General features: G+C 66.4%; 22 protein-coding genes and 1 riboswitch. Of the genes, 8 read left to right on the top strand and 14 right to left on the bottom strand.

Annotation, left to right across the window (positions count from 1 at the left end; translation table 11 throughout):
• Positions 1 to 165 precede the first annotated feature (165 nt).
• From ACTPOI_RS01950 to ACTPOI_RS01930, 5 genes are all read left to right on the top strand, one after another.
• Positions 166 to 1,566, top strand: coding sequence for an esterase-like activity of phytase family protein (locus ACTPOI_RS01950; RefSeq protein ID WP_440105875.1), 1,401 nt, complete (start codon positions 166 to 168; stop codon positions 1,564 to 1,566).
• A gap of 354 nt (positions 1,567 to 1,920) precedes the next feature.
• The gene (locus ACTPOI_RS01945) at positions 1,921 to 2,619 is read left to right on the top strand and encodes a riboflavin synthase subunit alpha (RefSeq protein WP_440105873.1); all 699 of its coding nucleotides are present in this window, start codon (positions 1,921 to 1,923) and stop codon (positions 2,617 to 2,619) included.
• On the top strand, positions 2,616 to 3,137 hold the full coding sequence (locus ACTPOI_RS01940) for a GNAT family N-acetyltransferase (RefSeq protein WP_440105871.1): 522 nt from the start codon (positions 2,616 to 2,618) through the stop codon (positions 3,135 to 3,137). The genes ACTPOI_RS01945 and ACTPOI_RS01940 overlap by 4 nt, the downstream gene beginning before the upstream one ends.
• A gap of 89 nt (positions 3,138 to 3,226) precedes the next feature.
• Entirely contained in the window at positions 3,227 to 3,712 is a 486-nt protein-coding gene (locus tag ACTPOI_RS01935) for an NUDIX hydrolase (RefSeq protein WP_440105869.1), read from the top strand.
• Positions 3,713 to 3,917: 205 nt separating this feature from the next.
• Entirely contained in the window at positions 3,918 to 4,400 is a 483-nt protein-coding gene (locus ACTPOI_RS01930; RefSeq protein WP_440105867.1) for a YidB family protein, read from the top strand.
• Positions 4,401 to 4,553: 153 nt separating this feature from the next.
• On the opposite strand, the gene ACTPOI_RS01925 is transcribed toward ACTPOI_RS01930, so the two are convergent.
• The 8 genes from ACTPOI_RS01925 to ACTPOI_RS01890 form a co-directional block, all read right to left on the bottom strand.
• On the bottom strand, positions 4,554 to 5,444 hold the full coding sequence (locus ACTPOI_RS01925) for a lysophospholipase (RefSeq protein WP_440105865.1): 891 nt from the start codon (positions 5,442 to 5,444) through the stop codon (positions 4,554 to 4,556).
• A gap of 286 nt (positions 5,445 to 5,730) precedes the next feature.
• Positions 5,731 to 7,218 (bottom strand): M20 family metallopeptidase, encoded by a 1,488-nt coding sequence (locus tag ACTPOI_RS01920; RefSeq protein WP_440105863.1) that lies wholly within the window; start codon positions 7,216 to 7,218, stop codon positions 5,731 to 5,733.
• A gap of 213 nt (positions 7,219 to 7,431) precedes the next feature.
• Positions 7,432 to 8,685, bottom strand: coding sequence for a GGDEF domain-containing protein (locus ACTPOI_RS01915; RefSeq protein ID WP_440105861.1), 1,254 nt, complete (start codon positions 8,683 to 8,685; stop codon positions 7,432 to 7,434).
• Between the two features lie 161 nt (positions 8,686 to 8,846).
• Complete coding sequence (gene otnI, locus ACTPOI_RS01910) at positions 8,847 to 9,674, bottom strand: 2-oxo-tetronate isomerase (RefSeq protein ID WP_440105859.1); 828 nt, start codon at positions 9,672 to 9,674, stop codon at positions 8,847 to 8,849.
• A 219-nt stretch (positions 9,675 to 9,893) separates the two neighbouring features.
• Positions 9,894 to 11,030: a glycerophosphodiester phosphodiesterase gene (locus tag ACTPOI_RS01905; RefSeq protein WP_440105857.1), complete on the bottom strand. Its 1,137-nt coding sequence runs from the start codon at positions 11,028 to 11,030 to the stop codon at positions 9,894 to 9,896.
• An 82-nt stretch (positions 11,031 to 11,112) separates the two neighbouring features.
• On the bottom strand, positions 11,113 to 11,697 hold the full coding sequence (gene metW / locus ACTPOI_RS01900; RefSeq protein WP_440105855.1) for a methionine biosynthesis protein MetW: 585 nt from the start codon (positions 11,695 to 11,697) through the stop codon (positions 11,113 to 11,115).
• Positions 11,694 to 12,890, bottom strand: coding sequence for a homoserine O-acetyltransferase MetX (metX, locus tag ACTPOI_RS01895; protein ID WP_440105853.1), 1,197 nt, complete (start codon positions 12,888 to 12,890; stop codon positions 11,694 to 11,696). The genes metW and metX overlap by 4 nt, the downstream gene beginning before the upstream one ends.
• Before the next feature lie 242 nt (positions 12,891 to 13,132).
• The gene (locus ACTPOI_RS01890) at positions 13,133 to 13,699 is read right to left on the bottom strand and encodes a TMEM165/GDT1 family protein (RefSeq protein WP_440105851.1); all 567 of its coding nucleotides are present in this window, start codon (positions 13,697 to 13,699) and stop codon (positions 13,133 to 13,135) included.
• Between the two features lie 16 nt (positions 13,700 to 13,715).
• A riboswitch (yybP-ykoY riboswitch) is annotated at positions 13,716 to 13,899 on the bottom strand.
• Positions 13,900 to 14,123: 224 nt separating this feature from the next.
• Between ACTPOI_RS01890 and ACTPOI_RS01885 the strand changes: the two genes are divergently transcribed.
• Both ACTPOI_RS01885 and ACTPOI_RS01880 read left to right on the top strand, forming a co-directional pair.
• Positions 14,124 to 14,516, top strand: a complete 393-nt coding sequence (locus ACTPOI_RS01885; RefSeq protein ID WP_440105849.1) for an RNA recognition motif domain-containing protein — start codon at positions 14,124 to 14,126, stop codon at positions 14,514 to 14,516.
• Positions 14,517 to 14,787: 271 nt separating this feature from the next.
• Positions 14,788 to 15,345 (top strand): RNA recognition motif domain-containing protein, encoded by a 558-nt coding sequence (locus ACTPOI_RS01880; RefSeq protein ID WP_440105847.1) that lies wholly within the window; start codon positions 14,788 to 14,790, stop codon positions 15,343 to 15,345.
• A gap of 249 nt (positions 15,346 to 15,594) precedes the next feature.
• On the opposite strand, the gene ACTPOI_RS01875 is transcribed toward ACTPOI_RS01880, so the two are convergent.
• The 4 genes from ACTPOI_RS01875 to ACTPOI_RS01860 all read right to left on the bottom strand — a co-directional run bounded on the left by ACTPOI_RS01875 (position 15,595) and on the right by ACTPOI_RS01860 (position 18,735).
• Entirely contained in the window at positions 15,595 to 16,377 is a 783-nt protein-coding gene (locus tag ACTPOI_RS01875) for an SDR family oxidoreductase (protein ID WP_440105845.1), read from the bottom strand.
• 75 nt (positions 16,378 to 16,452) lie between these two features.
• A complete protein-coding gene (gene lptC / locus ACTPOI_RS01870) occupies positions 16,453 to 17,064 on the bottom strand; it encodes an LPS export ABC transporter periplasmic protein LptC (RefSeq protein WP_440108240.1) in 612 nt (203 codons plus the stop codon).
• 85 nt (positions 17,065 to 17,149) lie between these two features.
• Complete coding sequence (locus ACTPOI_RS01865; protein ID WP_440105843.1) at positions 17,150 to 17,734, bottom strand: KdsC family phosphatase; 585 nt, start codon at positions 17,732 to 17,734, stop codon at positions 17,150 to 17,152.
• Positions 17,734 to 18,735, bottom strand: a complete 1,002-nt coding sequence (locus ACTPOI_RS01860) for a KpsF/GutQ family sugar-phosphate isomerase (protein ID WP_440105841.1) — start codon at positions 18,733 to 18,735, stop codon at positions 17,734 to 17,736. The genes ACTPOI_RS01865 and ACTPOI_RS01860 overlap by 1 nt, the downstream gene beginning before the upstream one ends.
• Before the next feature lie 127 nt (positions 18,736 to 18,862).
• On the opposite strand from ACTPOI_RS01860, the gene ACTPOI_RS01855 reads away from it, so the two are divergent.
• Positions 18,863 to 20,848, top strand: a complete 1,986-nt coding sequence (locus ACTPOI_RS01855; RefSeq protein ID WP_440105839.1) for a monovalent cation:proton antiporter-2 (CPA2) family protein — start codon at positions 18,863 to 18,865, stop codon at positions 20,846 to 20,848.
• Between the two features lie 42 nt (positions 20,849 to 20,890).
• On the opposite strand, the gene ACTPOI_RS01850 is transcribed toward ACTPOI_RS01855, so the two are convergent.
• The gene (locus ACTPOI_RS01850) at positions 20,891 to 23,287 is read right to left on the bottom strand and encodes a DUF1631 family protein (protein WP_440105837.1); all 2,397 of its coding nucleotides are present in this window, start codon (positions 23,285 to 23,287) and stop codon (positions 20,891 to 20,893) included.
• 17 nt (positions 23,288 to 23,304) lie between these two features.
• Complete coding sequence (gene secF / locus ACTPOI_RS01845) at positions 23,305 to 24,255, bottom strand: protein translocase subunit SecF (RefSeq protein ID WP_440105835.1); 951 nt, start codon at positions 24,253 to 24,255, stop codon at positions 23,305 to 23,307.
• Between the last annotated feature and the right edge of the window lie 69 nt (positions 24,256 to 24,324).

Genomic DNA, 24,324 nt, shown 5'->3' with positions numbered 1-24,324 from the left:
AATTGCCGTCCAGCGCTTGAAATTATTGGCGATATTGCTATCAATATTGATATGGCGGCCCTTGCCAAAGCGTGGCCCCATGTCATGCAAACGTCACCGGGCGGTCATGCCTGCGCCACAGCAGCGCGGCATTGTGGTGGCTTCTTTGTTCCTGTCTGTAACAACATGGCCGCTTCCGCTTGCTCTCGTCTCCCGCTCTCGCAACTCTGCACTGCCGCCATACTGGCCTGCGCAGCCCCCGTGGCCGCCTGGGCCCAGCAGGCCTACCCAGCCACGCTGGCCGGGCACGCGGTGCTGCCGGCCCAGACCTTTGTGGCCGCACCGGCCGATGCGCCGCGGGACCTGCAGGTGAGCGGCAAATTCACCACCCCGCGCCGTGTGGAGGCCGTAGGCAGCGTGATGGGCCAATCGGGCGGGCGCAACACAGGCGTGTCGCTGCCGTTCCAGGGCCAGCCCATCCAGGGCCATTCGGGCATCAAGCGCATGGCCGATGGCTCGTTCTGGATCCTGACGGACAACGGTGCGGGCTCCAAGGCCAATTCGCCAGACTTCATGCTGCACCTGAACCACTACACGGTCGACTTCAAAACCGGCCAGTTCAACCGCCTGGCCACCGTCTTCCTGCACGACCCCGACAAGAAAGTGCCGTTTCGCATCACCCACGAAGGCACCGACAAGCGCTACCTGACCGGGGCCGACTTTGACCCCGAGAGCTTCCAGTTCGCCGGTGGCGCGCTGTGGATCGGCGAGGAGTTCGGCCCCTACCTGATCAAGGCCGACCTGAGCGGCAAGGTGCTGGGCGTGCTCGAGACGCAGGTGGACGGCAAGGTCGTGCGCTCGCCCGACGCCCCGGGCATGCTGCTGCCCGGCGCGCCCGACGCCAAGCCCACGGCCTTTGAAGTGAAGCGCTCCAAGGGCTACGAGGGCATGGCCGCCAGCAAGGATGGCAGCAAGCTCTACGCCCTGCTGGAAGGCGCGCTGTGGAACGACGCCGCCAAGGCGTATGAGAACGTGGGCGGCAAGCAGGTCCTGCGCGTGCTGGAGTTCGACGTGAAGACCGAGCAGTGGACCGGCCGCCACTGGAAGTACGTGCTGGAGGCCAACCACCATGCCATTGGCGACTTCAACATGATCGACAGCAGAATCTCGGGAGATGGCACAAGCGCCATGGGCCTCATCATCGAGCGCGACAACGGCGAAGGCACGGCCGACAAGGCCTGCCCCGAGGGCCAAAAGCGCACGGATTGCTTCCACGACCTGGCCAGATTCAAGCGCGTCTACAAGGTCGAGCTGAGCGACGCCAACGTGGGCGGCGAAATCCGCAAGGTGGGCTACATCGACCTGATGAACATCCAGGACCCACAGCGCCTGGCGAAGAAGCCGCTGAACAATGGCGTGCTCACCTTCCCCTTCTTCACCATCGAGAACGTCGACGTGGTGGACAGCACGCACATCGTGGTGGGCAACGACAACAACCTGCCCTTCAGCAGCAGCCGCGACCCCAACAAGGCGGACGACAACGAACTGGTGCTGCTGGAGGTGGGCGAGCTGCTGCGCGGGAAGTAGGGTTCACCCCCCTGAGACGCTGCGCGTCTCGGTGCTGGCCGCCAGAGGCGGCAGCTCTTCAGGCCGTCCAAGCCTGCACATGCAGGCTTGGAGCCGCGGCCCTCAGCCCCCGCTCTCGCGCTGCGCGCGGGTAGGGGGACGCAGCAAGAGCACGCAAGCGAAGCGCCACCCGGACTGCATGGCGGCCCTTGCTCGGCTGCCCTGGCCTGGTTCGCGCCAGTTTTGAGCGCTGTAGACGGATGTGATGCCCCGGAAGACCGGTGTGTGGCAGCTCCAACCCTTGGGACACCTTGGAACGCTGCGGGTGGCAAAATTCCCAGCTCCCCTCCCAACGCACCCGGAAGCCGCGCCACCATGTTCACAGGCATCGTCCAAGCCACGGCAGGCATTGCCGCCATCCACGACCGCGCAGGGCTGCGCACGTTCACGCTCGATTTTCCCGAAGGCTTTTGCCAGGACCTGGCCATTGGCGCCAGCGTGGCCACCGATGGCGTGTGCCTCACGGTCACCGAAATCCTTTCGCCCACGCAGGCCAACTTTGACGTGATGCTGCAGAGCCTGAACATCACCACGCTGGGCACGTATGCGCAGGGCGACCGCGTGAACGTGGAGCGCGCGGCCAAGGACGGCGCCGAGATCGGGGGCCATCCGCTGTCGGGGCATGTGGATTTCACCGGCACGCTGATCGAGCGGCGCGAGTTTGACAACAACCTGGTATGGCGCGTGGCCGTGCCCGAGGCGTTTCGGCGCTATGTGTTTGCCAAGGGCTACATCGCCATTCACGGCGCGAGTCTGACGGTGGCCGAGGTGAACCGGGCCGAGGGCTGGTTCGAGATCTGGATGATCCCCGAGACGCGCCGCGCCACGGTGTTTGAAGGCAAGCAGGTGGGCGCGCCGCTGAACATCGAGATCGAGCGCAGCACGCAGGTCATGGTCGATACCGTGCGCGAGGCCGTGCAGGAGAGCCTGGGCCGCCTGCAGCCCGTGCTGGAGGCCATCCTGAAGGAAAAGGGGCTGTCGCTGGAAGACTTTGTGCAGACGCCAGCCAAGTGAGCGGGCAAGCCTGGGTTCCACGCGCACTCACCGCCGCCGACCTGCCCGGCCTGCTGGCCGTGCAGCGCGCCTGCTACGGCGACGGCTTTGTCGAAAGCGCCGAGGTATTTGCCCGCCGCCTGGCCAGCCCGGCCAATTGCTCGCTGGTGCTGGAACACGCGGGCGCCGTGTGCGCGTACCTGGCGGCCTACCGGTCGGTGCAGGGCAAGGTCACCCCGCTGCACGGCGACTTTGAAGCGATGGCGCATACCGACACCCTGTACCTGCACGACATGGCCGTGCTGCCCGCGCTGGGCGGCCAGGGGCTGGCGCGTGCGCTGCTCCAGCCCCTGTGGGCGCAGGCCGCCGCGCAAGGCCTGGCGCACACGGCGCTGGTGTCGGTGCAGGGCTCCGAGGCGTACTGGGCGCGCCACGGCTACGCAGTGCAGCCACTGGCCGATGCCGGGCAGCAGGCACGGCTCGCCAGCTACGGTGAGGGGGCGGTGTACATGGTGCGCAGCCTGGGTGCGGGGCACTGAGGCCGCTGCCGGACCTGAGTGGCAGTAGCAGTCGCACAGGGGCTGGCGATGGAAGACGCGTGTCATCTCCCATCGTCATAATGCCCGCCATGCCCCACCGCTGGAAACCCAATGTCACCGTGGCCGCGCTCATCGAGCGCGATGGCCGTTTTTTGCTGGTGGAAGAAGAGACCACCGACGGCCTCAAGCTCAACAACCCCGCAGGCCACCTGGACCCCGGCGAATCCCCCGTGTCGGCTTGCGCCCGCGAGGTGCTGGAGGAAACCGCGCACGACTTCGTGCCCACGGCGCTGATCGGCGTGTACCTGAACCGCTTCACCAAGACGCGCACGGGCGACGACCTGACCTACATGCGCTTTGCGTTTGCGGGCACGCTGGGCACGCACCACGACTGGCGCAGCCTGGATGCGGGCATCGTGCGCACCCTGTGGCTGACGCCCGACGAGATCCGCGCCTGCCCCGAGCGCCACCGCAGCCCGCTGCTGCTGCAGTGCCTGGAAGACTACCTGGCGGGCCAGCGGTTTCCGGTGTCGCTGATCCATACCGACGCATCGGTGACGGCGCAGGGGCAGTAGCCGACGCGGCCTGCGGTCTCCGGCTCCATGCAGCGCGAGGCGCGCGTTTCACCATTGTTGACAGGGCCGTGCCGCGTGCGTGCGTACCATGCGCCTTTTGGCGCTGCGCTGCGCCCGCGCGCCCTTCGGGGTGCGGTAGCGCGGCCCTGTCCGCTGCATTGCCAGCACGCATTCATGGGCAAATTGCCCCATTCAGGAGATCACCATGGGTTTGCTCGATTCGGTTTTGGGTGCCGTCATCAACAACGCGTCGCAGGGCGCCCACGCCGCGGGTGCGCAAGGTGCGGCGGGTGGCGGGCTGGGGGCGCTGCTGGGCATGGCGGCGCAAAACCCACAACTGGTACAGGCCGTAATGTCGCTGCTGAGCAATGACGGCCCGGTGGGCGGGCTGCCCGGGCTGGTGGCGCGGTTCCAGCAGGCGGGCCTGGGCGATGTGATCGCATCGTGGCTGGGTAACGGCGCCAACCAGGCAATCTCGGGCGAGCAGCTTTCGCAGGTGCTGGGCAGCGGCCCGCTGTCGCAGATCGCATCCCAGCTGGGCATGGGCACGGGTGCCGCCGCTGGTACGCTGGCACAGGTGCTGCCCGGCCTGGTCGACCAGCTCAGCCCCGGCGGCAAGGCGCCGCAGGCGGGCTTTGGGTCTGCCCAGGACCTGATGGGCGTGCTGGGTGGAATGCTACAAAAATAGTAGCAACCGGGGCAATTAAAACCTGGACTACCGCCCGGTTTTGCCTTGAAATGACCCGCCCAGGCCCTGGCGGGCATGTCGCCTGCCCGCCAGCGTGCAGATGACACCACTGAACCCGTCCTCGCGCTTGGCGCAGGCTGGTTCAGTGTCGCCTCAGCGCCCTGCCACCCCCTGCGCACGCAGCGGGCAGTGCGCCACCAGCCACTGGCGCAGCATGTCGAACACGGGCTCGGCCAGTTCGGGGCTTTCGTTGAAAAGCTCGTGGTACAGCGGCTCAAAGCAGTGCGACTGGACGACCGCCTTGGGCGCGGCGGCTGCAAAGGCGCGGCTGCCTGCGGGGTTGACCAGCTTGTCGCTGCCCGCCCACATCAGCAGTGTGGGCACGCTCCAGTGCGCCGCGCGCGCCACCGTGGCCGGGCCGCCTTCGCCAATGAATCGCGCCAGCCGGGCGCTGATGCGGTCATGGCAGCGCGCATCAGCCAGGTAGGCCGCGGGCACGGCGGGGTTGTGCGACAGGTACTGTGCATCCAGCCCGTTGCCCACGCGCAGGTTGGGTGCAATGCGCGGCAGGGTGGCCAGCAGCAGCTTTTGCACGGCCGACAGGCCCGCATCCAGCGCGGGCGATGACAGCACCAGCGCATCCACCGGCCGCAGGTGCAGCGACACGAAGCGCGACGCCACCAGCCCGCCCATGCTGTGCCCCAGCAGCACCACCGGCAGGCCGGCAGGCGTGCGTGCGCGGGTGGCGTCCACCATGTCACCCAGGTCGTCCAGCAGGCGCATGTCCGAAGTGAGCCCGCCGCGCGGCCCGGCCGAGTCGCCGTGGCCGTACTGGTCGTACCCGCGCACGGCAAAGCCCCAGCGGTTCAGAAGGCGCGCGACGGCGTCATACCGGCCCACATGCTCACCCAACCCATGCACCAGCAGCACGGTGCCGCGCTGCGGCTCGCCTGCAGGCAAGGGCCAGTCCTGCACGGCCAGGTTCTCGCCGTCGCTGGCAGTGAAGGAGGTCAGGGTGGAGGGGGCGAGTTCTTCCAGGGTCATGGTGTGCAGGGTGTCAGGGGTGTCGGCAGCGTGCGCGCCAGCATACGCGGCACCGGGCCGGGTGCGAAGAAGAGAATGCGCACGGGTGCGAAGGAGGGTGTCGGGGAGGCGCGTCGGGCACTTGCAGGCCTGCCCGTGCGCAGACTCGTGAAGTGGGCGGCGGCGCGCACGGTGACGCGCGACCTTGGGTCGCAGGCGGCAGGAGCATCGTCGGACAGCACTTGCGACGCCCGCCTGCCCGCGCAGACCCAGGCTTGCGCTTCAGGCTGCCCACGCCCCCGCGGGCTCAGGCGGTCGCTGCAGCCGCGCCCTGCTGCGCCATCGCGGCCATCACATGCGCCACCGAGGCCGTCAGGCGCTTGGCATACGGCACATGCAAAAACTCGTTGGGGCCGTGCGCGTTGCTCTTGGGGCCCAGCACGCCGCAGACCATCATCTGCGCGGTGGGGAAGCCCTCGCTCAGCATGTTCATCAGTGGGATGGTGCCGCCCTGGCCGATGTAGCCGCAGGGCGCGCCAAAGTGGGCCTGCGAGGCTTCGTTCAGGGCCTTTTCAAACCACGGCGTGGTGGCGGGGGCGTTCCAGCCCGTGGCGCCGCCGCCGCCCTGGAAGGTGACCTTGGCCTGGTAGGGCGCGTTGTCTTCCAGCAGCGCCTTGAGCTCCTGCACGGCCTGGCCCGCATCCACCAGCGGGGGCAGGCGCAGGCTCAGCTTGAAGGCCGTGTAGGGGCGCAGTACGTTGCCCGCATCCTGCAGCGCCGGGAAGCCTTCAGCGCCCGTCACGCTCAGCGTGGGTTCCCAGGTGCGCTTGAGCAGTGCCTGCACCGGATCGGTGGTGGTGGGCAACGCAAAGGTGGTCGAGCCACCGCAGTCGTAGTGCGCCCACGGAAAGCGGCGGTACACCTCTTCGCCCAGGATGGCGGCGGTGGCCTGCGCCTGGGCCAGGCGGTCGGCGGGTACCTCGCAGTGGAAGCTGGCGGGCAGCAGGCGGCCGGTGGCGCTGTCTTCCAGGCGGTCGAGTACCTGCCGCATGATGCGGAACGACGAGGGCACCAGGCCCGAGGCGTCGCCCGAGTGGATGCCTTCGGTCAGTATCTCGACCTTGAGCGTGCCGCTGGCCATGCCGCGCAGGCTGGTGGTGAGCCACAGCTGGTCGTAGTTGCCGGCGCCCGAGTCCAGGCACACCACCAGCGCCACATTGCCCATGCGGGGGCGCAGGGCGTCGATGTAGGGCATCAGGTCGCGCGAGCCGCTTTCCTCGCAGGTTTCGATCAGGCCCACGATGCGCGGGTGGGGCACGTTCTGGCGCTTCAATTCCTGCACGGCGGCAATGCTGGCGTAGGCCGCGTAGCCGTCGTCGGCGCCGCCCCGGCCATAGAGCTTGCCGTCTTCGTACTTGGGCGTCCAGGGGCCCAGGTCGTTGCGCCAGCCGCTGAACTCGGGCTGCTTGTCCAGGTGGCCGTACATCAGCACGGTGTCGGTCACGGCCGGCTGCGTGGAGGCGATTTCGAAGAACAGCACCGGGGTGCGGCCGTCCAGGCGCACCACCTCCAGCTTCAGGCCCTCGACCTTCTGTGCCTCGATCCACGCAGCCGCATTGCGCACCACGGTGTCGAGCAGGCCCAGCTCGGCCCAGTTGGGGGCAAACATGGGCGACTTGGCGGGGATGGCCACGTAGTCGGTCAGCTGCTTGACGATGTCACTGTCCCACTGCTGGCTGACCCGTTCGAGTGCCAGGGCGGGTTGCAGGATCTGGGGGGGGACGCGGGCGTTCATGGCACTCTCCTCAAAGACGGTGTTGCGTGGGGCAAACCGCCATTCCAACACAACGCACGGCCGTGCGCCATCGCGGGCGGGACGCTCTTCGGCAGGGTGGGACAACACCATCGCGGGGGCCGCAGTTGTGGCCTTTTCAGCCGGGTTGCCGAGGGCCCTGGGCTGCCGCGGTCGGGCCTGCAGCTGCGCGCGCCAGGCGCGTTCAGCGTTGCCCTACCGCAGCGGCGCAGGCAAGGTCTCGGCGCCGCGCCTGGGCACCGCGGACCCGCCGGGGCTGCGCAGGCTGGTGGCCACTTCCACGCGGTTGCGGCCATTCTCCTTGGCCTGGTAGAGGGCGCGGTCGGCCGCGGCGATCAGCAGGTCCCAGCTGTCGCCCTGCTCCAGCTGCCCGCCGTACACGCCAATGCTCACGGTGACCTCGATATCCACCCCGCCCGGCGGGCTACCGGGCACGTCGGCTGCAGACACATGGCAGCGCGAATCTGCCACCGCGCGGCACAGCGCGCGGGCCAGTTGCTCGGCACCGGCCAGCCCGGTGTCAGGCAGTACCACCATGAACTCTTCGCCGCCATAGCGGCCCACCAGGTCTTGCGCGCGCACGCGTTCGCGCAGCACGTTGACCACGCTGCACAGCACCTGGTCGCCCACGGGGTGGCCGTAGATGTCGTTCACGTGCTTGAAGTGGTCGATGTCCACCATCATCACGGCAATGGATTCGTGCGTGCGCAGCGCGCGGGCCACGTCGCGGTCCAGCGAGGCCACCAGCGAGCGGCGGTTGGCCACGCCCGTGAGCGGGTCGCGCGCGGCCATCACGCGGTTGTTCTCGTCAGCGCGCTCGCGCAGCATGAAGATGAAGCCCAGCGAGCTGACCAGCACTACACTGAACGTGGTCAGGAAGGTCAAGGTCTGCACAGAGCTGCTGTCCAGGATGCTGTTGGCAGCCTCCAGGTCGAGCATGGCGCCCAAGGCGCGGCTGAGCAGCACGGCAGCCTCGGCCGCCAACCCCGCCACCACCAGCCACTGGCCGCGCCCGACGGTGGCGCGCCGGTAGCGCACGATGGCTCCAGCCGCCCACAGCGACTGCAGCCCGAGCACCGTACCCACCAGTGCCACGCGCTCGGTGAAGTCGTCGGCCAGCAGGGCGATCAGGCACACCACCAGCACGGGCGGTAGCAACAAAAGCATCCAGCGCGCCGAGCGCCCCTGGAACTGGAAGATGGCGGCCAGCAGCAGGGCGAGCGACCCCGAGAGCATGCCGTTGGCGCCCACGATCGAGATCACGTCGGGAATCTGCCCGCGCAGCAGCAGAAGGGTGTGCCCCACGGCATTGACCAGCAGCGCCACCGACCAGTGCAGCAACCCGTCATGCCGCCGGCCCCACGCCACCACGGCCATGGCCACCGCCATCATCACGAAGCTGGCAATGACCATGACCAGCATGGTGGGGACGTGGGCGGCAAAGGCCATGGGGGGTGGGTGCGAATGCGGGTGCGCGAGGGCGGTAACCCATTATTTCAGGTTGGCCCGTCAGCGCCATGTGGTCAACGCAAGGTTTGTGGGCGTGTCAGCCCGATCCGGGCTTGCAGGAGATGGCTTGCTGCCGCGCGCAGGATCTGGTCAGCGCTGCCTCAACGCGCAGGCCGCGTCGCCAGCGCGCGGTCGCGCCAGCCCAGGCCCTGCGACGTACCCGCAGCAGGCCGGTACTCACACCCCACCCAGCCGGTGTAGCCCAGCTCATCCAGCGTATCGAAAAGATAGGGGTAGTTCAGCTCCCCCTGGTCAGGCTCGTGCCGGCCGGGCACGCCTGCAATCTGGATATGCGCCACGCGCCCGGTGGGCAGGTAGCGGCGCAGCTTGGTGGCCACGTCGCCCTCGACGATCTGGCAGTGGTACAGGTCCATCTGCACCTTGAGGTTCGGTGCCTGCACGGCATCGAGCAATTCATGCGCGTGGTCCTGCCGGTTCAGGAAATAGCGCGGCATGTCGCGCAGGTTGATGGGCTCGATCAGGATGTCACGCCCCACGCGTGCCGCCTCGGCTGCGGCCCAGCGCAGGTTGTTCACGGCCACGTCCTTGAGCGACTCGCGCTCGACGCCCTGCGGCACGATGCCCGACATCACATGGATGCGCGGGCAGTCCAGCGCCTGGGCATAGCGCAGGGCGGTCTGCACACCCGCGCGGAACGCGTCTTCGTGCCCGTGCAGCGCCGCCGTACCGCGGGCCTGCTGGTCCCACGCGGCAGCCATGCCGGGCAGGTCGGACCCGCCAGGCGGTGCGTTGAACAGCACCAGTTGGAGGCCGTGGGCGCTGAGCCGTGCGGCCAGCTGGGCCGGATCGTACGCATACGGGAACAGGAACTCCACCGCCCTGAATCCGTCGCGCGCGGCAGCGGCAAAGCGGTCGAGGAAGGGCACCTCGGTGTACATCAGGCTCAGGTTGGCGGCGAACTGGGGCATGGCGATTGCGGGTCAGGGAAACGAATCAGGGCATTGCCCGGTTTGGCGACTGCCGGGCGCTGCGGGCCGTCTGGCAGTGCGCAATGCCATCGAGAGCCCGTTCTGCATGATATCGGCCTCTAGCGCTCTTTCCATATGCCAGTGTTGCTATTGTTTTTGATATTTTGACATCCTGGCCCTAGCGATGCGTACCGTGATGCGCACGCGCTGGCACCGCACTTATCTGGCCGCCGCGCCCCGAAACGCCTGCACCGCCGCGCGCCCCACGGCCGGGTCGTCGGTGAAGAATCCGTCAATGCCCGCGCGCAGGTAGGCCGTGATCTCGGCCACGCTGTCGCCGCGCAGGGTGCCGTCCGTCACCGGAGCCTTCTTCAGGCCTGCAGGCAGAAATGCGTTTTCGGGCCGCAGCGTCCAGATGTGTACCGCCAGCCCTTCGGCGCGGGCACGCGCCACCAGCGCCGTGGGTTCGCCGGGGACGCCGTCTTTCACCGGCACGACCAGCGTCTTGAACGGGCCGATGGCGTTGGCATAGGTTGCCACCTGCTTGAGGCCTTCGGGCGTGATGAGGTCGGCGTAGCTGCGCGCATTGGCCGCGCCCTGCGCCACAAAATCGTACGGCCGCCCGGATGCGGCCACCAGCTGCACCAGGCGCACGCTGCTTTTCTGGCGGATGGCCTGCAGGTTGGAAACCTCAAACGACTGCACGAACACCGGTGCGTCCTTGTGGTTCCAGCCGTTTTTCTCCAGCACGGCCAGCAGCGGTGCTTCCAGCGGCAGGCCGATGGACTGGAAGTAGGTCGGGTGCTTGGTCTCGGGGTAGATGCCGATCACCTGGCCGGTCTTGGCACTGGCTGCCTTCGCCAGGTCGATCACTTCCTGCAGCGTAGGCACTTCGAACCGCCCGTTGAAAGCCACGTTGGCCGGGCGCTGCGCGGGAATGCGCTCGCGGGCGCGCAGCGTTTTCAGTTCGGCCAGCGTGAAGTCCTCGGTGAACCAGCCGGTGATGGCCTGGCCGTCGATCATCCTGGTGGTTTTGCGCGCCGCGAACTCCGGGCGGTCGGCCACGTCGGTAGTGGCTTCCTTGATGGAGCCATCAGCGCCGACGATGGCAATGGCGTTTTCGTGCCGCGCCACCAGCACACCATCCTTGGTGATTACCAGGTCGGGCTCGATGATGTCGGCGCCATCGTCAATCGCCTGCTGGTAGGCCGCCAGCGTGTGCTCGGGCCTGAGGGCCGATGCGCCGCGGTGGGCAATGACGGTGGGGGTGGGCGGCCAGGTCTGTGCGGCGGCGCTCAGTGCCCAGGTGGCAATCAGCGCGGCAGCAGTCACGGCGCGCAGGGATGTACGGATCATGAGGATCTCCTTCGAACGGTCTGCACACCTTAGTGGATGTGCTTGACAGTGCCGTGTCGCGAAGGCGGCCCGCGCCAATGCGCTACGCGTGTTCGAAGTGGAACACGGCTGTGCCCGCCCGCGCGTTTGGCAGCCAGCGCACCTCGCGCCCCTCCTGCAGGCCGAAGGAATCCAGGATGCGCAGGTTGTTCTTGGTGGCCAGCACTTCGAAATCCTTGTACGTGCCGACGCGGATGTTGGGCGTGTCGTACCACTGGTAGGGGAGCCGCCGCGTAACGGGCATGCGCCCGCGCAGCACCGACAGCCGGTTGGGCCAGTGCGCGAAGTTGGGAAAGGCGACGATGCCCGTGCGGCCCACGCGGGCGGTCTCGCGCAGCATGGTCTCGGCATTGCGCAGGTGCTGCAGCGTGTCGATCTGCAGCACCACGTCGAACGAGTTGTCGTCGAACATGGCCAGCCCCTCGTCCAGGTTGAGCTGAAGCACCTGTACGCCGCGCTGTACGCAGGCCAGCACGTTGGCATCGGCAATCTCCACGCCGTAGCCCGTGCAGCCGCGCTCGCGCTGCAGGTAGTCCAGCATGGCACCATTGCCGCAGCCCAGGTCGAGCACGCGCGAACCGGTGGGCACCAGGCGCGCCAGCGCCTGCATCGCAGCGGTTTCGGTCATGGCTGCAGCTCCTTGGCAATGCTATTGAAGTAAGAGCGCATGAGGCCCATATAGCGGGCGTCGTCGAGCAAAAAGGCATCGTGGCCGTGGGGGGCGTCGATCTCGGCGTAACTCACGCTGCGGCGGTTGTCGAGCAGGGCCTTGACGATCTCGCGGCTGCGTTTGGGCGAAAAGCGCCAGTCGGTGGTGAAGCTCACCAGCAGGAAGCGCGCGGTGGCGTTGGACAGGGCCCGCGTGAGGTTGCCGCCGTGGTGGCGTGCGGGGTCGAAATAGTCGAGCGCGCGGGTGATGAGCAGGTAGGTATTGGCATCGAAATACTCGCTGAACTTGTCGCCCTGGTAACGCAGGTAGCTTTCGATCTGGAACTCCACGTCCTGCGTGCTGTACAGGTATTCGCGCAAGTCGGAAGATGTCGCCAGAACGGCCGGGTCGGCCACGCCCTGCGCCAGGGCAGCGGCCAGCGCCGGGGCGCGCAGCGTGCGGCCAAACTTCTCGTTCATCACGTCGTCGCTGAGGTACGTGATGTGCCCGATCATCCGTGCGATGCGCAGCCCGCGCTTGGGGATCACGCCGTGGCGGTAGAAATGCCCGCCGTTGAAGTCGGGGTCGGTCACGATGGCGCGGCGGGCCACTTCGTTGAACGCGATGTTCTCGGCCGTGAGGTTGGGCGCACTGGCCACCACTACGGCGTGGCGCATGCGGTCGGGGTACTGCAGCGTCCAGCTGAGGGCCTGCATGCCGCCCAGACTGCCTCCCAGCACGGCGGCCAGCTGGCGTACGCCCAGGCGGTCGAGCAGCCGGGCCTGGGCGTTCACCCAGTCTTCCACCGTGACCACCGGGAAGTCGGCGCCATACACCTCGCCCGTGTCGGGGTGGGTATGCATCGGCCCGGTCGAGCCAAAGCACGAGCCCAGGTTGTTCACGCCGATCACGAAGAAGCGCTCGGTGTCCACCGGCTTGCCGGGGCCGATCATGTTGTCCCACCAGCCTTCGCTCTTGGGCTGGCCCGCGTACACGCCCGCCACGTGGTGCGATGCGTTGAGCGCGTGGCATACCAGTACAGCATTGGAGCGGTCGGCATTGAGCGTGCCGTAGGTCTCGTACGCCAGGTGGTAGTCGCGGATGGACGCACCGCTTTGCAGCGGCAGCACCTCCGGGAAATGCATGGTCTGGGGCGTGGCAATGAACGACATAAGCAACGGTGTTTAGGCCCCCATGCGCCACGGCCTGCTCGGGTTGCGGCCTCTGATTGAGGATGCAATGTTCTGCCTGGGGGCGGCCCGATGGCAAAAAAAACCCGGCGTCGCTAAAAACGAGGCCGGGCTTGGGTGTCGGACGGGTCTTTAGCAGGATTTATATCGCGCCCGCAAGCTGTGGCAAATCGGCGCGTGGGGCAAATATACCAAAAGCGCCCACCGCCGCTGTCTGTGCGCGTTCAGCCTGCCGGTGCAAAGATGGCCAGCAAACCCAGCACCAGGAAGATGACGGCCGATACCACATGCACCGCACGGATCGGCACGCGGCGCGTGATGCGCTCGCCCAGCCACACCACCGGGGCGTTGGCCAGCATCATGCCCAGCGTGGTGCCGGCCACCACCCACAGATAGGCGTTGTACTGCGCGGCCAGCATCACGGTGGCAATCTGCGTCTTGTCGCCCATCTCTGCCAGGAAGAAGGCCACCACGGTGGTGCCGAACACGCCCCAGCGCGGGTTGCCGTCCGCCTCGCCCTCGTCGAGCTTGTCGGGAATCAGCATCCAGATCGCCATGGCGATGAACGAGCCGCCCAGGATCCAGCGCAGCACCTGCGGGCCGATGAATGTGGTCACCCACGCGCCCACAGCACCGGCCAGACCGTGGTTGACCAGCGTGGCCACCAGGATGCCCAGCACGATGGGCCAGGGTTTTCGGAAGCGCGCGGCGAGTACCAGGGCCAGCAGCTGCGTCTTGTCGCCCATCTCGGCAAGCGCGACGATGGCGGTAGAAATGAAAAAGGCTTCCATGGGGTGATGTCCTTGTACGGCCGGACGAATTGAAAACGCATTGACTGCACCCCGACTCCGGCCATGTGGATCGGCATGCAGTCAATGGTCTCGCCCAACCTGAAAGCCGCATGCGCCATAGGCCACGTATGGACCCAAGTGTGTTGACGCATGCCCCGACGCGTTGCGCGCCGGGCGGGCTACTCCCCAAAGACGCGGTGATTTTAACCCGTCGACGGCTATGGGATTCGCGCTGCATCGGGAACACCCTCAGAAATAAAACCCCACACCCCGCACAAAGTGATTGATAATGGCTTCGCTTTTCTGCTTGCAGATGAGCAGTTAGCTTAGCGGTGAATGGTCAGTTTCGCGTCTTTGAAGTCGTCACAGGTTTGTTGATTGCGTCGGGCTCCATCGCGTTTTCATGTTTTTCTAGGAGTCCTTCATGGGCAACAAACTTTACGTGGGCAACCTGCCCTACTCTTTCCGCGACGAAGACCTGCAGCAGACCTTCAGCCAGTACGGCTCGGTTGGCAGCGCCAAGGTCATGATGGAACGTGACACCGGCCGCTCCAAGGGTTTCGGCTTTGTCGAAATGGGCAGCGATGCTGAAGCCCAAGCCGCCATCCAGGGCGTGCATGGTCAAAACTTCGGCGGTCGTGACCTCGTGGTCAACGAAGCTCGCCCCATGGAGCCACGTGCTCCCCGTAGCGGCGGCTTCGGCGGCGGCGGTGGTGGTGGCGGCGGTTACGGCGGTGGTGGCGGCGGCGGTTACGGCGGTGGCCGTAGCGGCGGCGGCGGTGGTGGTGGTTACGGCGGTGGCCGTAGCAGCTACTAAGCCCTGTCCGGCAGCCAGACCTTGCGGTCTGGTAGCGACAAACAAGGAGCCTTCGGGCTCCTTTTTTCATGCCCGCGCGGTATCTCTGCCACAGCGTGTATCAGCGCTTGCTTTTTGCGCAAAAGTGTGGCGCATAATGATCTTGCGGGGTTTCCTCCGCTAAAAAGTTTGCGGTGATCCGTCAGTTTCGCGCTGAGAGCGTCATTGAGATTAGCTGGCTGCGTTTTCGGGACTCCATCGCTTTATCCATGTGTTTTTGAGGAGTCCCTCGATGGGCAACAAACTGTATGTCGGCAATCTGCCGTACTCGGTGCGCGACAGCGATCTGGAGCAGGCTTTTGGCCAGTTTGGCGCAGTGACCAGTGCCAAGGTGATGATGGAGCGCGATACAGGCCGCTCCAAAGGCTTTGGCTTTGTGGAGATGGGTAGCGACGCCGACGCTCAGGCTGCTATCCACGGCATGAACGGTCAGCCTCTGGGCGGCCGCAGCATTGTGGTGAACGAAGCCCGTCCGATGGAACCTCGCCCCCCGCGTAGCGGCGGCTTTGGCGGAGGCTACGGCGGTGGTGGTGGCGGCCGCAGCGGCGGTGGCGGTGGTTACGGAGGCGGCGGTGGCGGCTATGGAGGCGGCGGCGGTCGTGAAGGCGGTGGCGGCGGTTACGGTGGTGGCCGTAGCGATGGTGGCGGCGGCTATGGCGGCGGCGGTGGTGGTGGCCGCGGCGATGGTGGCTTTCGCAGTCCCTACGGTTCCGGTTCGCGCAACGGCGGCGGTGGCGGCCGCAACGGTGGCGGTGGTGGCGGCTATGGCGGTGGCGGCAACAGCTACTGAGCCGTTGTCACATAGCACCCTGCGCTGAACCCATACAGCGCATGTTGAGCACCGTGGGTGACGTCATCCAGCAGACAGAAAGCCCCGATCCGGGGCTTTTTGCATGGTGCGGCGAAATCTCTAAGGAGAAGACGCGAGCTGCAGGGAAGGCGAGGCGGCGCTCGTTCACCACAGCTCGTCGGGATGCCGTGTGCGGGCTTTTCCCAGTCCTTCGCGGCGTGCCGGCACTGTCCGCAAGGCCCTTGCACTCTACTGCGTCTCGTTTTGCCGGCGCTTTCGGGGGCGGCCTGCGAGCAAGCGGTCAAACAATGCGTTGGGCAATACGCGCAGCAGCTTGGCCACCACGCCCATCTGCCAGGGGATGACCCGGTAACTTGATCCCGCAGCAATCGTGTGGAACGCACGGTCGGCAAAGTCGTCGGCCTGCATGAGAAACGGCATGCTGTAGCGGTTCTGGCGGGTCAGCGGCGTATCGATGTACCCAGGCGAGATGGTGACCACGCGCACGCCGTAAGGGCGCATCTCGCCGCGCAGGCTTTCGCAGTAGCTGATGACCGCAGCCTTGCTGGCGCAGTAGGCGCCATGACCCGGAAGCCCGCGGATACCTGCCACGCTGCCGATACCGACGAGCGTTCCGCTCTTTCGCTGCGCCATGGCGTCCACAAAAGGGTGGAACGTGGCGGCCAGGCCGGTGTTGTTGGTGGCAAATGTGCGCGCCATGACATCCAGGTCTTCGCGCACCGATGTGTCCATACCGACGCTGATGCCTGCGTTGGCGATCACGACATCCGGGATGCCCTGCCGAGCGATGCACTCCTGCCCGGCTGCCACGATGCTCTCTGGGTGGGCAACGTCTGCACTATAAATATGATAGCTGTCAGGGCTTATTCCACATGCGCCTGCCCATGATTCGACCTCAGAAACACGTCTGGCAGCCAGAGCGAGCCGGTATCCGGCGCGGTGGTAGCGCAGGGCCAGCGCCTGCCCGATACCGCTGGACGCTCCGGTGATGAACACGAGGGGAAGGGTCATGGTAGCTCCAGGGCGGGGACGCACGGTACGAACTGGCGCGGTGGTGGACGGTCAGGGACGGTGGCGGCGCGCAAGCTACTTGGCCACGCCGGGTTGCAGGATGCCGCGCACACGTCCGCGCAGCTGCATCACCTGGTCGAGGTTGTCATAGTCCATGCCGTCGGCCGTGAACTGGTCGTTGCCGCGGATGAGGATCACAGGCTTGTCCGAGCGCACACGCTCGGTCTTGGTGTACGCGTGCAGGAATTCACTGCGAAACTCCATGCGCGGCTGCCTGGGCGCACCTGGCTTACCGGGCAAAGGCTCGCGCGTGACCACCGCGTTTCCGAACAGTTGCACTTCCGAGGCGTCTGCATTGGTCAGCGCGCGGTCTGCAGTGGCCAGCGTGAGCTGGCCCTCGGGAGACACCGAGCGCATGCGCGCCTTTTCGATCTCCAGCGTATCGGTGTTGGGAAAGTGGCGCGCCACATCGCCTTGTACCTCGCTCTGCAGGCGGCCGTTGGCATCGAACGACTTCACCGAGAACGACTTCATGAAATAGTCGGGCTGGTTGCTGGGGCCGCGCTCCACGGCCGGCAGCTGGGGCATGGGGGCGTTGCGCACCAGCCACCAGGTTCCCAGCGCCAGCAGCCCCATCAGCAAGACGGGCAGATAAAGGGAGAACTGGTCCCATCCCTGGCGGATCATTCGCACGCGGGCATCCCTTCATGTCTTGCCAAACCGGGACGGTGCTCTGGCGCCCGGCAAAAGCTGGGGTGCGTGTGGATCTGCTTCATGCCGTGTAGGGCTCCAAAAGCGCGGCGTAGCGGCCCGTGGCGGTCAGCAGCAGATCGCACAGCTCACGGGCAGCGCCTTCCCCGCCACGGGCCTGTGTCACCAGGTGCGCTGCATGGCGCACTTCGACATGGGCGTTGGCGGGTGCGCACGCAAAAGCGCTGCGCCGCATCACCGGCAGGTCGGGCCAGTCGTCGCCCATCGCGGCTGCCTGGTGCCATGCCAGCCCCAGGCGAGCCAGGATCTGCTCTGCAGCGGGGCGCTTGTCTTCAGTGCCAAACACGGCGTGCTCCACGCCCAGCGTCTTGAGCCGTACACGCAGCGGCGCAGAGTCACGGCCGGTAATCACTGCGGGCGTGATGCCGGCACGTTGCAGCAGCTTGAGCCCGTGGCCGTCCAGGGTGTTGAAGCGCTTGAGGGTCTCTCCGGCCTCACTGAAAAGCAGGCCCCCGTCGGTCAGCACGCCATCCACGTCGAAGAACGCCACCCGCACGTCCTGCGCACGCAGCAGCAGCTGCGGATCACACTGCAGCGCGGGGCGGTGCGCGGGCAGTGCAAAGGAGCGTTCATCGGTTTCAGCCATCAGATCACCTTGGCCCGCATCAGGTCACCAATGTGGACCACCCCGGCCAACTGGCCGCCAGCGTCCACCACAAGCACGCTGGTGATCGCGTGGGCCTCCATCATTTCGGCCGCATCCACCGCCAGGGCATCGGGCGAGATCCGGCGTGGCGACGCGTGCATCACATCGGCTGCCATCGCGTTTCGCAGATCCGCCCCCGCCTCGATGCAACGGCGCAGGTCGCCGTCAGTGAATATCCCAACGAGCTGGCCGTCCGCGTCGACGATCGCCGAGGCGCCCAGGCCCTTGGCACTCATCTCGCGCATCAGTTCGCTGAATGACGCCTCGGGCGCCACGCGCGGGATCTGGTTGCCTGAGCGCATGACATCGCGGACATGGGTGAGCAACCGGCGTCCCAGTGCGCCGCCCGGGTGCGAGCGCGCAAAGTCTTCCGGGCGAAACCCGCGCGCGTCCAGCAAGGCCACCGCCAGCGCATCGCCCAGCGCCAGCTGGGCGGTGGTGCTGGCCGTGGGGGCCAGCTGCAGCGGGCAGGCCTCGCGCTCCACGCCGCTATCGAGCACGATGTCGGCATGCTGCGCAAGCGTGGACTGCGTTCGCCCGGTCATCGCCACCAGCGTGGCGCCCAGGCGCTTGATCACGGGGAGCAGGGTCGTGAGTTCGTCTACCTCGCCGCTGTTGGACAGTGCCAGCACCAGGTCGATCGACTTGATCATGCCCAGGTCGCCGTGGCTGGCTTCGGCCGGATGCACGAACATGGCCGGCGTGCCGGTGGACGCCAGAGTGGCCGCGATCTTGCGGCCGATGTGTCCGCTCTTGCCCATGCCCATCACCACCACACGGCCACGCACGGCCAGCATGGCCTGCACGGCGCGTGCGAACGGCTCTCCCACCCGGGCCTTGAGCCCCAGTACGGCCGCAGCCTCGATGTCCAGGGTTTCGCGGGCCAGGCGCAGGGCCTGTTCGGCATCGAAGGGGGGTAGCGCGGAGTGCGACGGAATCATTCTCCGATTCTATCGACGGGCTGCCGGACCCCTTTGTGCCGCGGCTTTTGCCGTCTGCGTCGCACGCCGCGGCGCTCTGGCCTCAGAAGACCACCGGATGTCGCTCTTGCTCGGATAGGATCGTTACATGTCGTCCCTCGCCTTGACGTTGCTGTACCTGCTGGCCGCCGTGCTGGGCGTGGTGGCTTGCCGCAGCCTGAAGTTGCCGCCCATGCTGGGCTACCTGGCCGCGGGCGTACTGATTGGCCCGCATGCGCTGGCGCTGGCGCAAAACTCCGACGGCGTGCGCCACCTTGGTGAATTTGGCGTGGTGTTCCTGATGTTCGCCATCGGGCTGGAGTTCAGCCTGCCCAAGCTGCGCGCGATGCGGCGGCAGGTTTTTGGCCTTGGCCTCATGCAAGTGGTGCTGACGATGATGGCGGCCACTGGCGGGGCGCTGCTGATGTCGCACTGGCTTGGTGGCGTATGGGAGATGGGCTGGCAGACGGCGGTGGCACTGTCGGGCGTGATGGCCATGAGCAGCACCGCCATCGTCGTCAAGCTGATGGCCGAGCGGGCTGAGCTGGAGAGCGAGCACGGGCGCCGGGTGATGGGCATTTTGCTGTTCCAGGACCTGGCGGTCGTGCCGCTTTTGGTGCTGATTCCGGCGCTGGCCTCGTCGGCCGACCAACTGCTCCCCGCACTGGGCTGGGCGCTGATCAAGGCCACCGTGCTGGTGGGCCTGCTGCTCACGGGCGGGCAACGCGTGATGCGCTGGTGGCTCACTTTGGTGGCGCGGCGAAAGAGCGATGAGCTGTTCATGCTCAACCTGCTGCTCATCACCCTGGGCATGGCGTGGCTGACCGAACTGGCCGGATTGAGCCTGGCGCTGGGCGCATTCATCGCTGGCGTGCTGGTGTCCGAAACCGAGTATCGCCACCAGGTGGGTTCAGACATCCGGCCGTTTCACGACGTGTTGCTGGGGCTGTTCTTCATCACCATCGGGATGATGCTGGACTGGCACATCCTGGTGGACCGTTGGGGCTTGGTCCTGTTGCTGCTGACGCTGCCGCTCCTGGTCAAGCTGGTCTTCATCCTGCTGCTGGCCCGTGCCATGGGCGCCACCACGGGTGTTGCGCTGCGCACGGGGCTGTACTTGGCGCAGGCGGGCGAATTCGGCTTTGTGCTGCTGTCCCTGACCCAGCGCAACGGACTGGTGGAGCCAGCGCTGATGAATCCCATTCTGGCCGCCATGGTGCTGTCGATGCTGGCCACGCCGTTCCTCATCCTGTTCAGCAACCGCATCGTGATGAAGCTGGTGGCCAGCGACTGGCTGCAGCAGTCGCTGCAGATGACGACGATTGCGCGCAAGTCGATCAACACCAGCAAGCACGTCATCATCTGCGGCTATGGCCGCTGCGGCCAGAACCTGGCGCGCATGCTGGAAAAGGAAAGCATTCCCTACATGGCGCTGGACCTCGATCCGGACCGCGTCAGCCAGGCCGCCGCGGCGGGCCATTCGGTGGTGTACGGAGATGCCACGCGTCTGCAGGCGTTGATGGCAGCTGGCCTCGTGCGGGCCAGTGCCGTGGCCATCACGTACATCGATGTGCCGGCGGCGCTGAAGGTGCTGGCCAATGCACGCAGCCATGCGCCCAATGTACCGGTGGTGGTGCGCACACAGGATGATTTGCACCTGGAAACGCTGCAGGCGGCGGGTGCCACCGAAGTCGTACCCGAAGCCATTGAAGGCTCGCTCATGCTCGCCAGCCACGCGCTGGCGCTGGTGGGCGTGCCCATGCGGCGCGTGCTGCGCCTGGTGCAGGACCAGCGTGACGCCCGCTACAACCTTTTGCGCGGCTACTTCCACGGGGCAGACGACGATACGGTGAACGAGCGCGACCAGGAGCGCCTGTCCACCATCAATCTGCCACCCGGCTCCACCGCCATTGCGCAGACACTGGGCCAACTCGCTCTGCCGGCCATGGGTGTGCAGGTCGTCAGCCTGCGGCGCAGCAATGGCCATCCTGGCACCACCCGCGATGAAACCCATCTGGCTGCGGGCGACACGCTGGTGTTGTCGGGGCACCCGGCAGCCCTGGCGCTGGCCGAGGACAAGCTGTTGCGGGGATGAACAGACTGGGCGTGCGGCGGGACACCCGGTACCGGCGCGAAGTCAGTCGCCCAGCAATCGCTCGGGATTGGCGTCCAGTTTGGCCAGTGCCTCACGTGTGGCACGCACGGTAAGCCCTTCTTCATCCTGCGCCACCAGGAGCCCGGCCTGCATGTACGCAGCGAGCCGCCGCAGCTGGATCAGGTAGCTGCTGCCGTCCACGGCGGCAAACAGGTGCAGCTGCTTGCGCTGGCTTTGCCACACGTACTGAACCTGTGCCGAGGCGCCGTTGTGATCCAGGGTGTACCAGGTGCCGGGCTGCAGCTCCTGGGCCCAGGCCACCATGGCTTCGTCCACCGGTGCGCCGTTGTCTGCCACCACATGGATCGACGAAGCGTCGATACCCAGCATCATCTCGATGTTGTCGGTGTTCAGCGGCATCTCGCCGAGCGTCGCATCGCTCATGAAGTCTTCGAGGTTGGCCAGCCGCTTGGCCATGGCATCGATGTGTGCCTGCGGGATCGAGGCGGTCTTGGACAGGAAGGCATCGGCCAGCGTGTCGGTCAACTGCTTGACCTGCGCGTCCTGCGCCGCGTCATTGATGCCCAGCAGTGCCAGGCCCTGGCGCAGGCGCTGCAGCAGGGCGGGCAGGTTCTGGATGACTTGCGCGCGGTCGGTACGGTTGGGCTTGGCACTGGCGGCCCACACCAGATCTGACGCCGAGCGCTTGTAGGCCAGGGTGTCCTCATGCTGGGCGCCGTCGCGCACGGCGGACAGCGCCAGCACCTCGGCCCAGGTCTTGAACAGGAAGTCTCGGATTTCGTCGCGCACCGGCATGTCGCGCAGCATGGTGCGCAGCTCGATGGTGTACTGGATGGCCAGCGTCTCGCGCTGCTCGACCTGCTGTGCCACCGAAACCAGTCGTGAAGTGGACTGCTTTTCAGTGAGGAACTTCGACAGGAATTTCTCGAACTCGTCATAGACGAGCTGGAACACGCGCCGGCCTGTCTCGGGGTATTGCTCGATGACTTGCACCACCCGGCGAATCTCGTTTTCGAGCGCGCTGCCGTTGATGCTGGAGGCATTGAACCCCATGACACAGGCGCCCATGCGGTCAATGAGCTGGCGTGCCGGATGGTTGAGGTTACTGAAAAACTCGGGTTCGGCCAGTGCCACCCGCAGCACGGGGACCTGCAGGCGAGCGAACCACACGCGCACGGCCGGTGGAATGCGGTCCTCGGCCAGGATGCTCTGGAACATGAGGGCCACCACCTCGATGATGGCCTTCTCGCCCGCAGTGGACGCCTTTTTCTTGAGCTCGGTGGACCGCTCGCGCACCGCGCCGGCCAGCTGGACCACGGCCGCAGGGCTGTAGTCTTCCACCAGGTTGCCCACGCCGCTGTAGTAGGTGTCCGCCTGGATGCGCTGCGCCGACAACGCATGGGCCAGCGCTGCCGAGGCGGGCGGTGCATTCACCATGTCGAAACCGGTGGCAGGCTGCGTGAGCAGCCTTCGCAGCTGACCCATCACGCCATTGGCACGCTGGCGCGCACGCGCCAGCGGCGTCATTCCGGTGGCATACCCGGTGGGCATGCCCTGCTGCGGGTATCCTGGGCCGGGTCGTCGTGGGGGGTACGGGGCCGCAAAGGGCTGCGCCGCACCCGGACGACCCAGGTAGCCCGGGGGATAGCGGTTTGCAGCCAGGGCATCACGGGACTGGGCAAGTGCCTGCGATGCCAGACCGCCCGCGCCGGATTCCAGGCCCGTGCGCATGCCGCCTGCCGAGGGCGGTGCGCCGTCGGCTGTGCGCTTCACCCGGGATTTCTGGTCCGTCTGCGGGGTGACGCCCTGCTCCACATAGAACACATTGACGGCCTGGTACTGCTTTTGCAGCAGGTTGGCGAGTTCGCGCTGCAGTGGGTCGATCACGGTCTGCAGGTCGGTGCGCGGCATGCCTGTAGACACCCATTGCTCGACCAGTCGCAGGCAAATCGTTTCAGGGCGCAGGATGTCGTTGGCATCCATGTCCTGGCCTTCCAGCGACTGCGTGCGTTGGCGCACGGTGTCGAACTGCAGGCTGACCTGCTCATTGACCGTCAGCGCCATGCGCGACGCAACGATCCGGTTTTCCACGACGTCGTCACTGAGCAGTTCGAACTGGTTACCGGCAGCGTTGGTGACAAGACCGGTGCCGGAGGAGCTGGTATGCGGTGCGAGCGCGTCGCGCCAGGCTCTGACCGTGCGCTCCACCCAGGCGCCGTGGTGCTGCTGATACAGCATCCAGGCATCCCGGCGGCTCTGCATCTGTCGGGCCGTGCCGGTCTGCGCCATCAGGGTGGCCAGAAACTCCAGGACCGTCTTGTCCAGCGCTGCAAGCCCGGCGCAGGTCCCCTCCACAAACCGCTGGCGCGCCTGGCGGGCCAGACGGCGTTGCGGAACCGGTGGAGGGGGTGAATACATAAACCGATATTAGCGGGTCAGACCGTCGCTCCGGCCTGCGGGTCGTTGGGGTCGTCTTCCTTCCTGGTGGGCTTGACCAGGTCTTCGCGCTTGACGCCCAGCCACATGGCGATGGCGGCCGCCACGAACACCGACGAGTAGATGCCAAAGACGATGCCGATGGTGAGTGCCAGGGCGAAGTAGTGCAGGCTGGGGCCGCCAAAGAAGAACATCGACAGCACCATGGCCTCGGTGGAGGCGTGCGTGATGATCGTGCGGCTCATCGTGCTGGTGATGGCGTGGTCGATGACCTCAGATGTGGACATCTTGCGGTACTTGCGGAAGGCCTCGCGGATCCGGTCGAAGATCACGACGGATTCGTTGACCGAGTAGCCCAACACGGCCAGCACGGCAGCCAGTACGGCCAGCGAGAACTCCCACTGGAAGAACGCGAAGAACCCCAGGATGATCACCACGTCGTGCAGGTTGGCGATGATGGCCGCTATGCCGAACTTCCACTCGAAGCGGAACGCCAGGTAGATCACGATGCCGACCACCACCATGGCCAGTGCCATCAGGCCGCCGTGGACAAGCTCCTCACCCACCTGGGGTCCGACAAATTCAGTGCGCCGCAGGGTGACCTCGGGGTCCGCCGCCTTGAGCGCTGACAGCACCTGCTCGCTTTGCTGCGCAGAGGTCACGCCCTTTTGCACGGGCAGGCGGATCATCACATCGCGCGCAGTGCCGAAGTTCTGAACCTGCACCTCGGGGTAGCCAAGTGCCGAGACGGTTTCCCGCACCTTGGACAGCTCTGCCGGCTGGCTGTAGGCGACTTCCATGACGGTGCCGCCGGTGAACTCCACCGACAGATGCAGGCCGCGCGTGAACAGGAAGAACACCGCCAGGGCGAACGTGATGAAGGAGATCGCGTTGAAGATCAACGCGTGCTTCATGAAGGGGATGTCTTTTTTGATCCGGAAAAATTCCATGATGTCTTGTCCTTTGCTGGAGCTCTCAGCCCGGGCTCGGGTGCGCTGTCGCACCCGGGCCTGTAGCGG

It is taken from the genome of Acidovorax sp. BL-A-41-H1 (assembly GCF_051942715.1).
Note: the sequence above shows the minus strand (reverse complement) of the source record. Positions and strands in the feature narration are given on the sequence as shown.

Coding starts and splice junctions, on each gene's coding strand:
- ACTPOI_RS01950 (WP_440105875.1), top strand. CDS start 166: ATGGCCGCTTCCGCTTGCTCTCGTCTCCCGCTCTCGCAACTCTGCACT.
- ACTPOI_RS01945 (WP_440105873.1), top strand. CDS start 1,921: ATGTTCACAGGCATCGTCCAAGCCACGGCAGGCATTGCCGCCATCCAC.
- ACTPOI_RS01935 (WP_440105869.1), top strand. CDS start 3,227: ATGCCCCACCGCTGGAAACCCAATGTCACCGTGGCCGCGCTCATCGAG.
- ACTPOI_RS01930 (WP_440105867.1), top strand. CDS start 3,918: ATGGGTTTGCTCGATTCGGTTTTGGGTGCCGTCATCAACAACGCGTCG.
- ACTPOI_RS01925 (WP_440105865.1), bottom strand. CDS start 5,444: ATGACCCTGGAAGAACTCGCCCCCTCCACCCTGACCTCCTTCACTGCC.
- ACTPOI_RS01920 (WP_440105863.1), bottom strand. CDS start 7,218: ATGAACGCCCGCGTCCCCCCCCAGATCCTGCAACCCGCCCTGGCACTC.
- ACTPOI_RS01915 (WP_440105861.1), bottom strand. CDS start 8,685: ATGGCCTTTGCCGCCCACGTCCCCACCATGCTGGTCATGGTCATTGCC.
- otnI (WP_440105859.1), bottom strand. CDS start 9,674: ATGCCCCAGTTCGCCGCCAACCTGAGCCTGATGTACACCGAGGTGCCC.
- ACTPOI_RS01905 (WP_440105857.1), bottom strand. CDS start 11,030: ATGATCCGTACATCCCTGCGCGCCGTGACTGCTGCCGCGCTGATTGCC.
- metW (WP_440105855.1), bottom strand. CDS start 11,697: ATGACCGAAACCGCTGCGATGCAGGCGCTGGCGCGCCTGGTGCCCACC.
- metX (WP_440105853.1), bottom strand. CDS start 12,890: ATGTCGTTCATTGCCACGCCCCAGACCATGCATTTCCCGGAGGTGCTG.
- ACTPOI_RS01890 (WP_440105851.1), bottom strand. CDS start 13,699: ATGGAAGCCTTTTTCATTTCTACCGCCATCGTCGCGCTTGCCGAGATG.
- ACTPOI_RS01885 (WP_440105849.1), top strand. CDS start 14,124: ATGGGCAACAAACTTTACGTGGGCAACCTGCCCTACTCTTTCCGCGAC.
- ACTPOI_RS01880 (WP_440105847.1), top strand. CDS start 14,788: ATGGGCAACAAACTGTATGTCGGCAATCTGCCGTACTCGGTGCGCGAC.
- ACTPOI_RS01875 (WP_440105845.1), bottom strand. CDS start 16,377: ATGACCCTTCCCCTCGTGTTCATCACCGGAGCGTCCAGCGGTATCGGG.
- lptC (WP_440108240.1), bottom strand. CDS start 17,064: ATGATCCGCCAGGGATGGGACCAGTTCTCCCTTTATCTGCCCGTCTTG.
- ACTPOI_RS01865 (WP_440105843.1), bottom strand. CDS start 17,734: ATGGCTGAAACCGATGAACGCTCCTTTGCACTGCCCGCGCACCGCCCC.
- ACTPOI_RS01860 (WP_440105841.1), bottom strand. CDS start 18,735: ATGATTCCGTCGCACTCCGCGCTACCCCCCTTCGATGCCGAACAGGCC.
- ACTPOI_RS01855 (WP_440105839.1), top strand. CDS start 18,863: ATGTCGTCCCTCGCCTTGACGTTGCTGTACCTGCTGGCCGCCGTGCTG.
- ACTPOI_RS01850 (WP_440105837.1), bottom strand. CDS start 23,287: ATGTATTCACCCCCTCCACCGGTTCCGCAACGCCGTCTGGCCCGCCAG.
- secF (WP_440105835.1), bottom strand. CDS start 24,255: ATGGAATTTTTCCGGATCAAAAAAGACATCCCCTTCATGAAGCACGCG.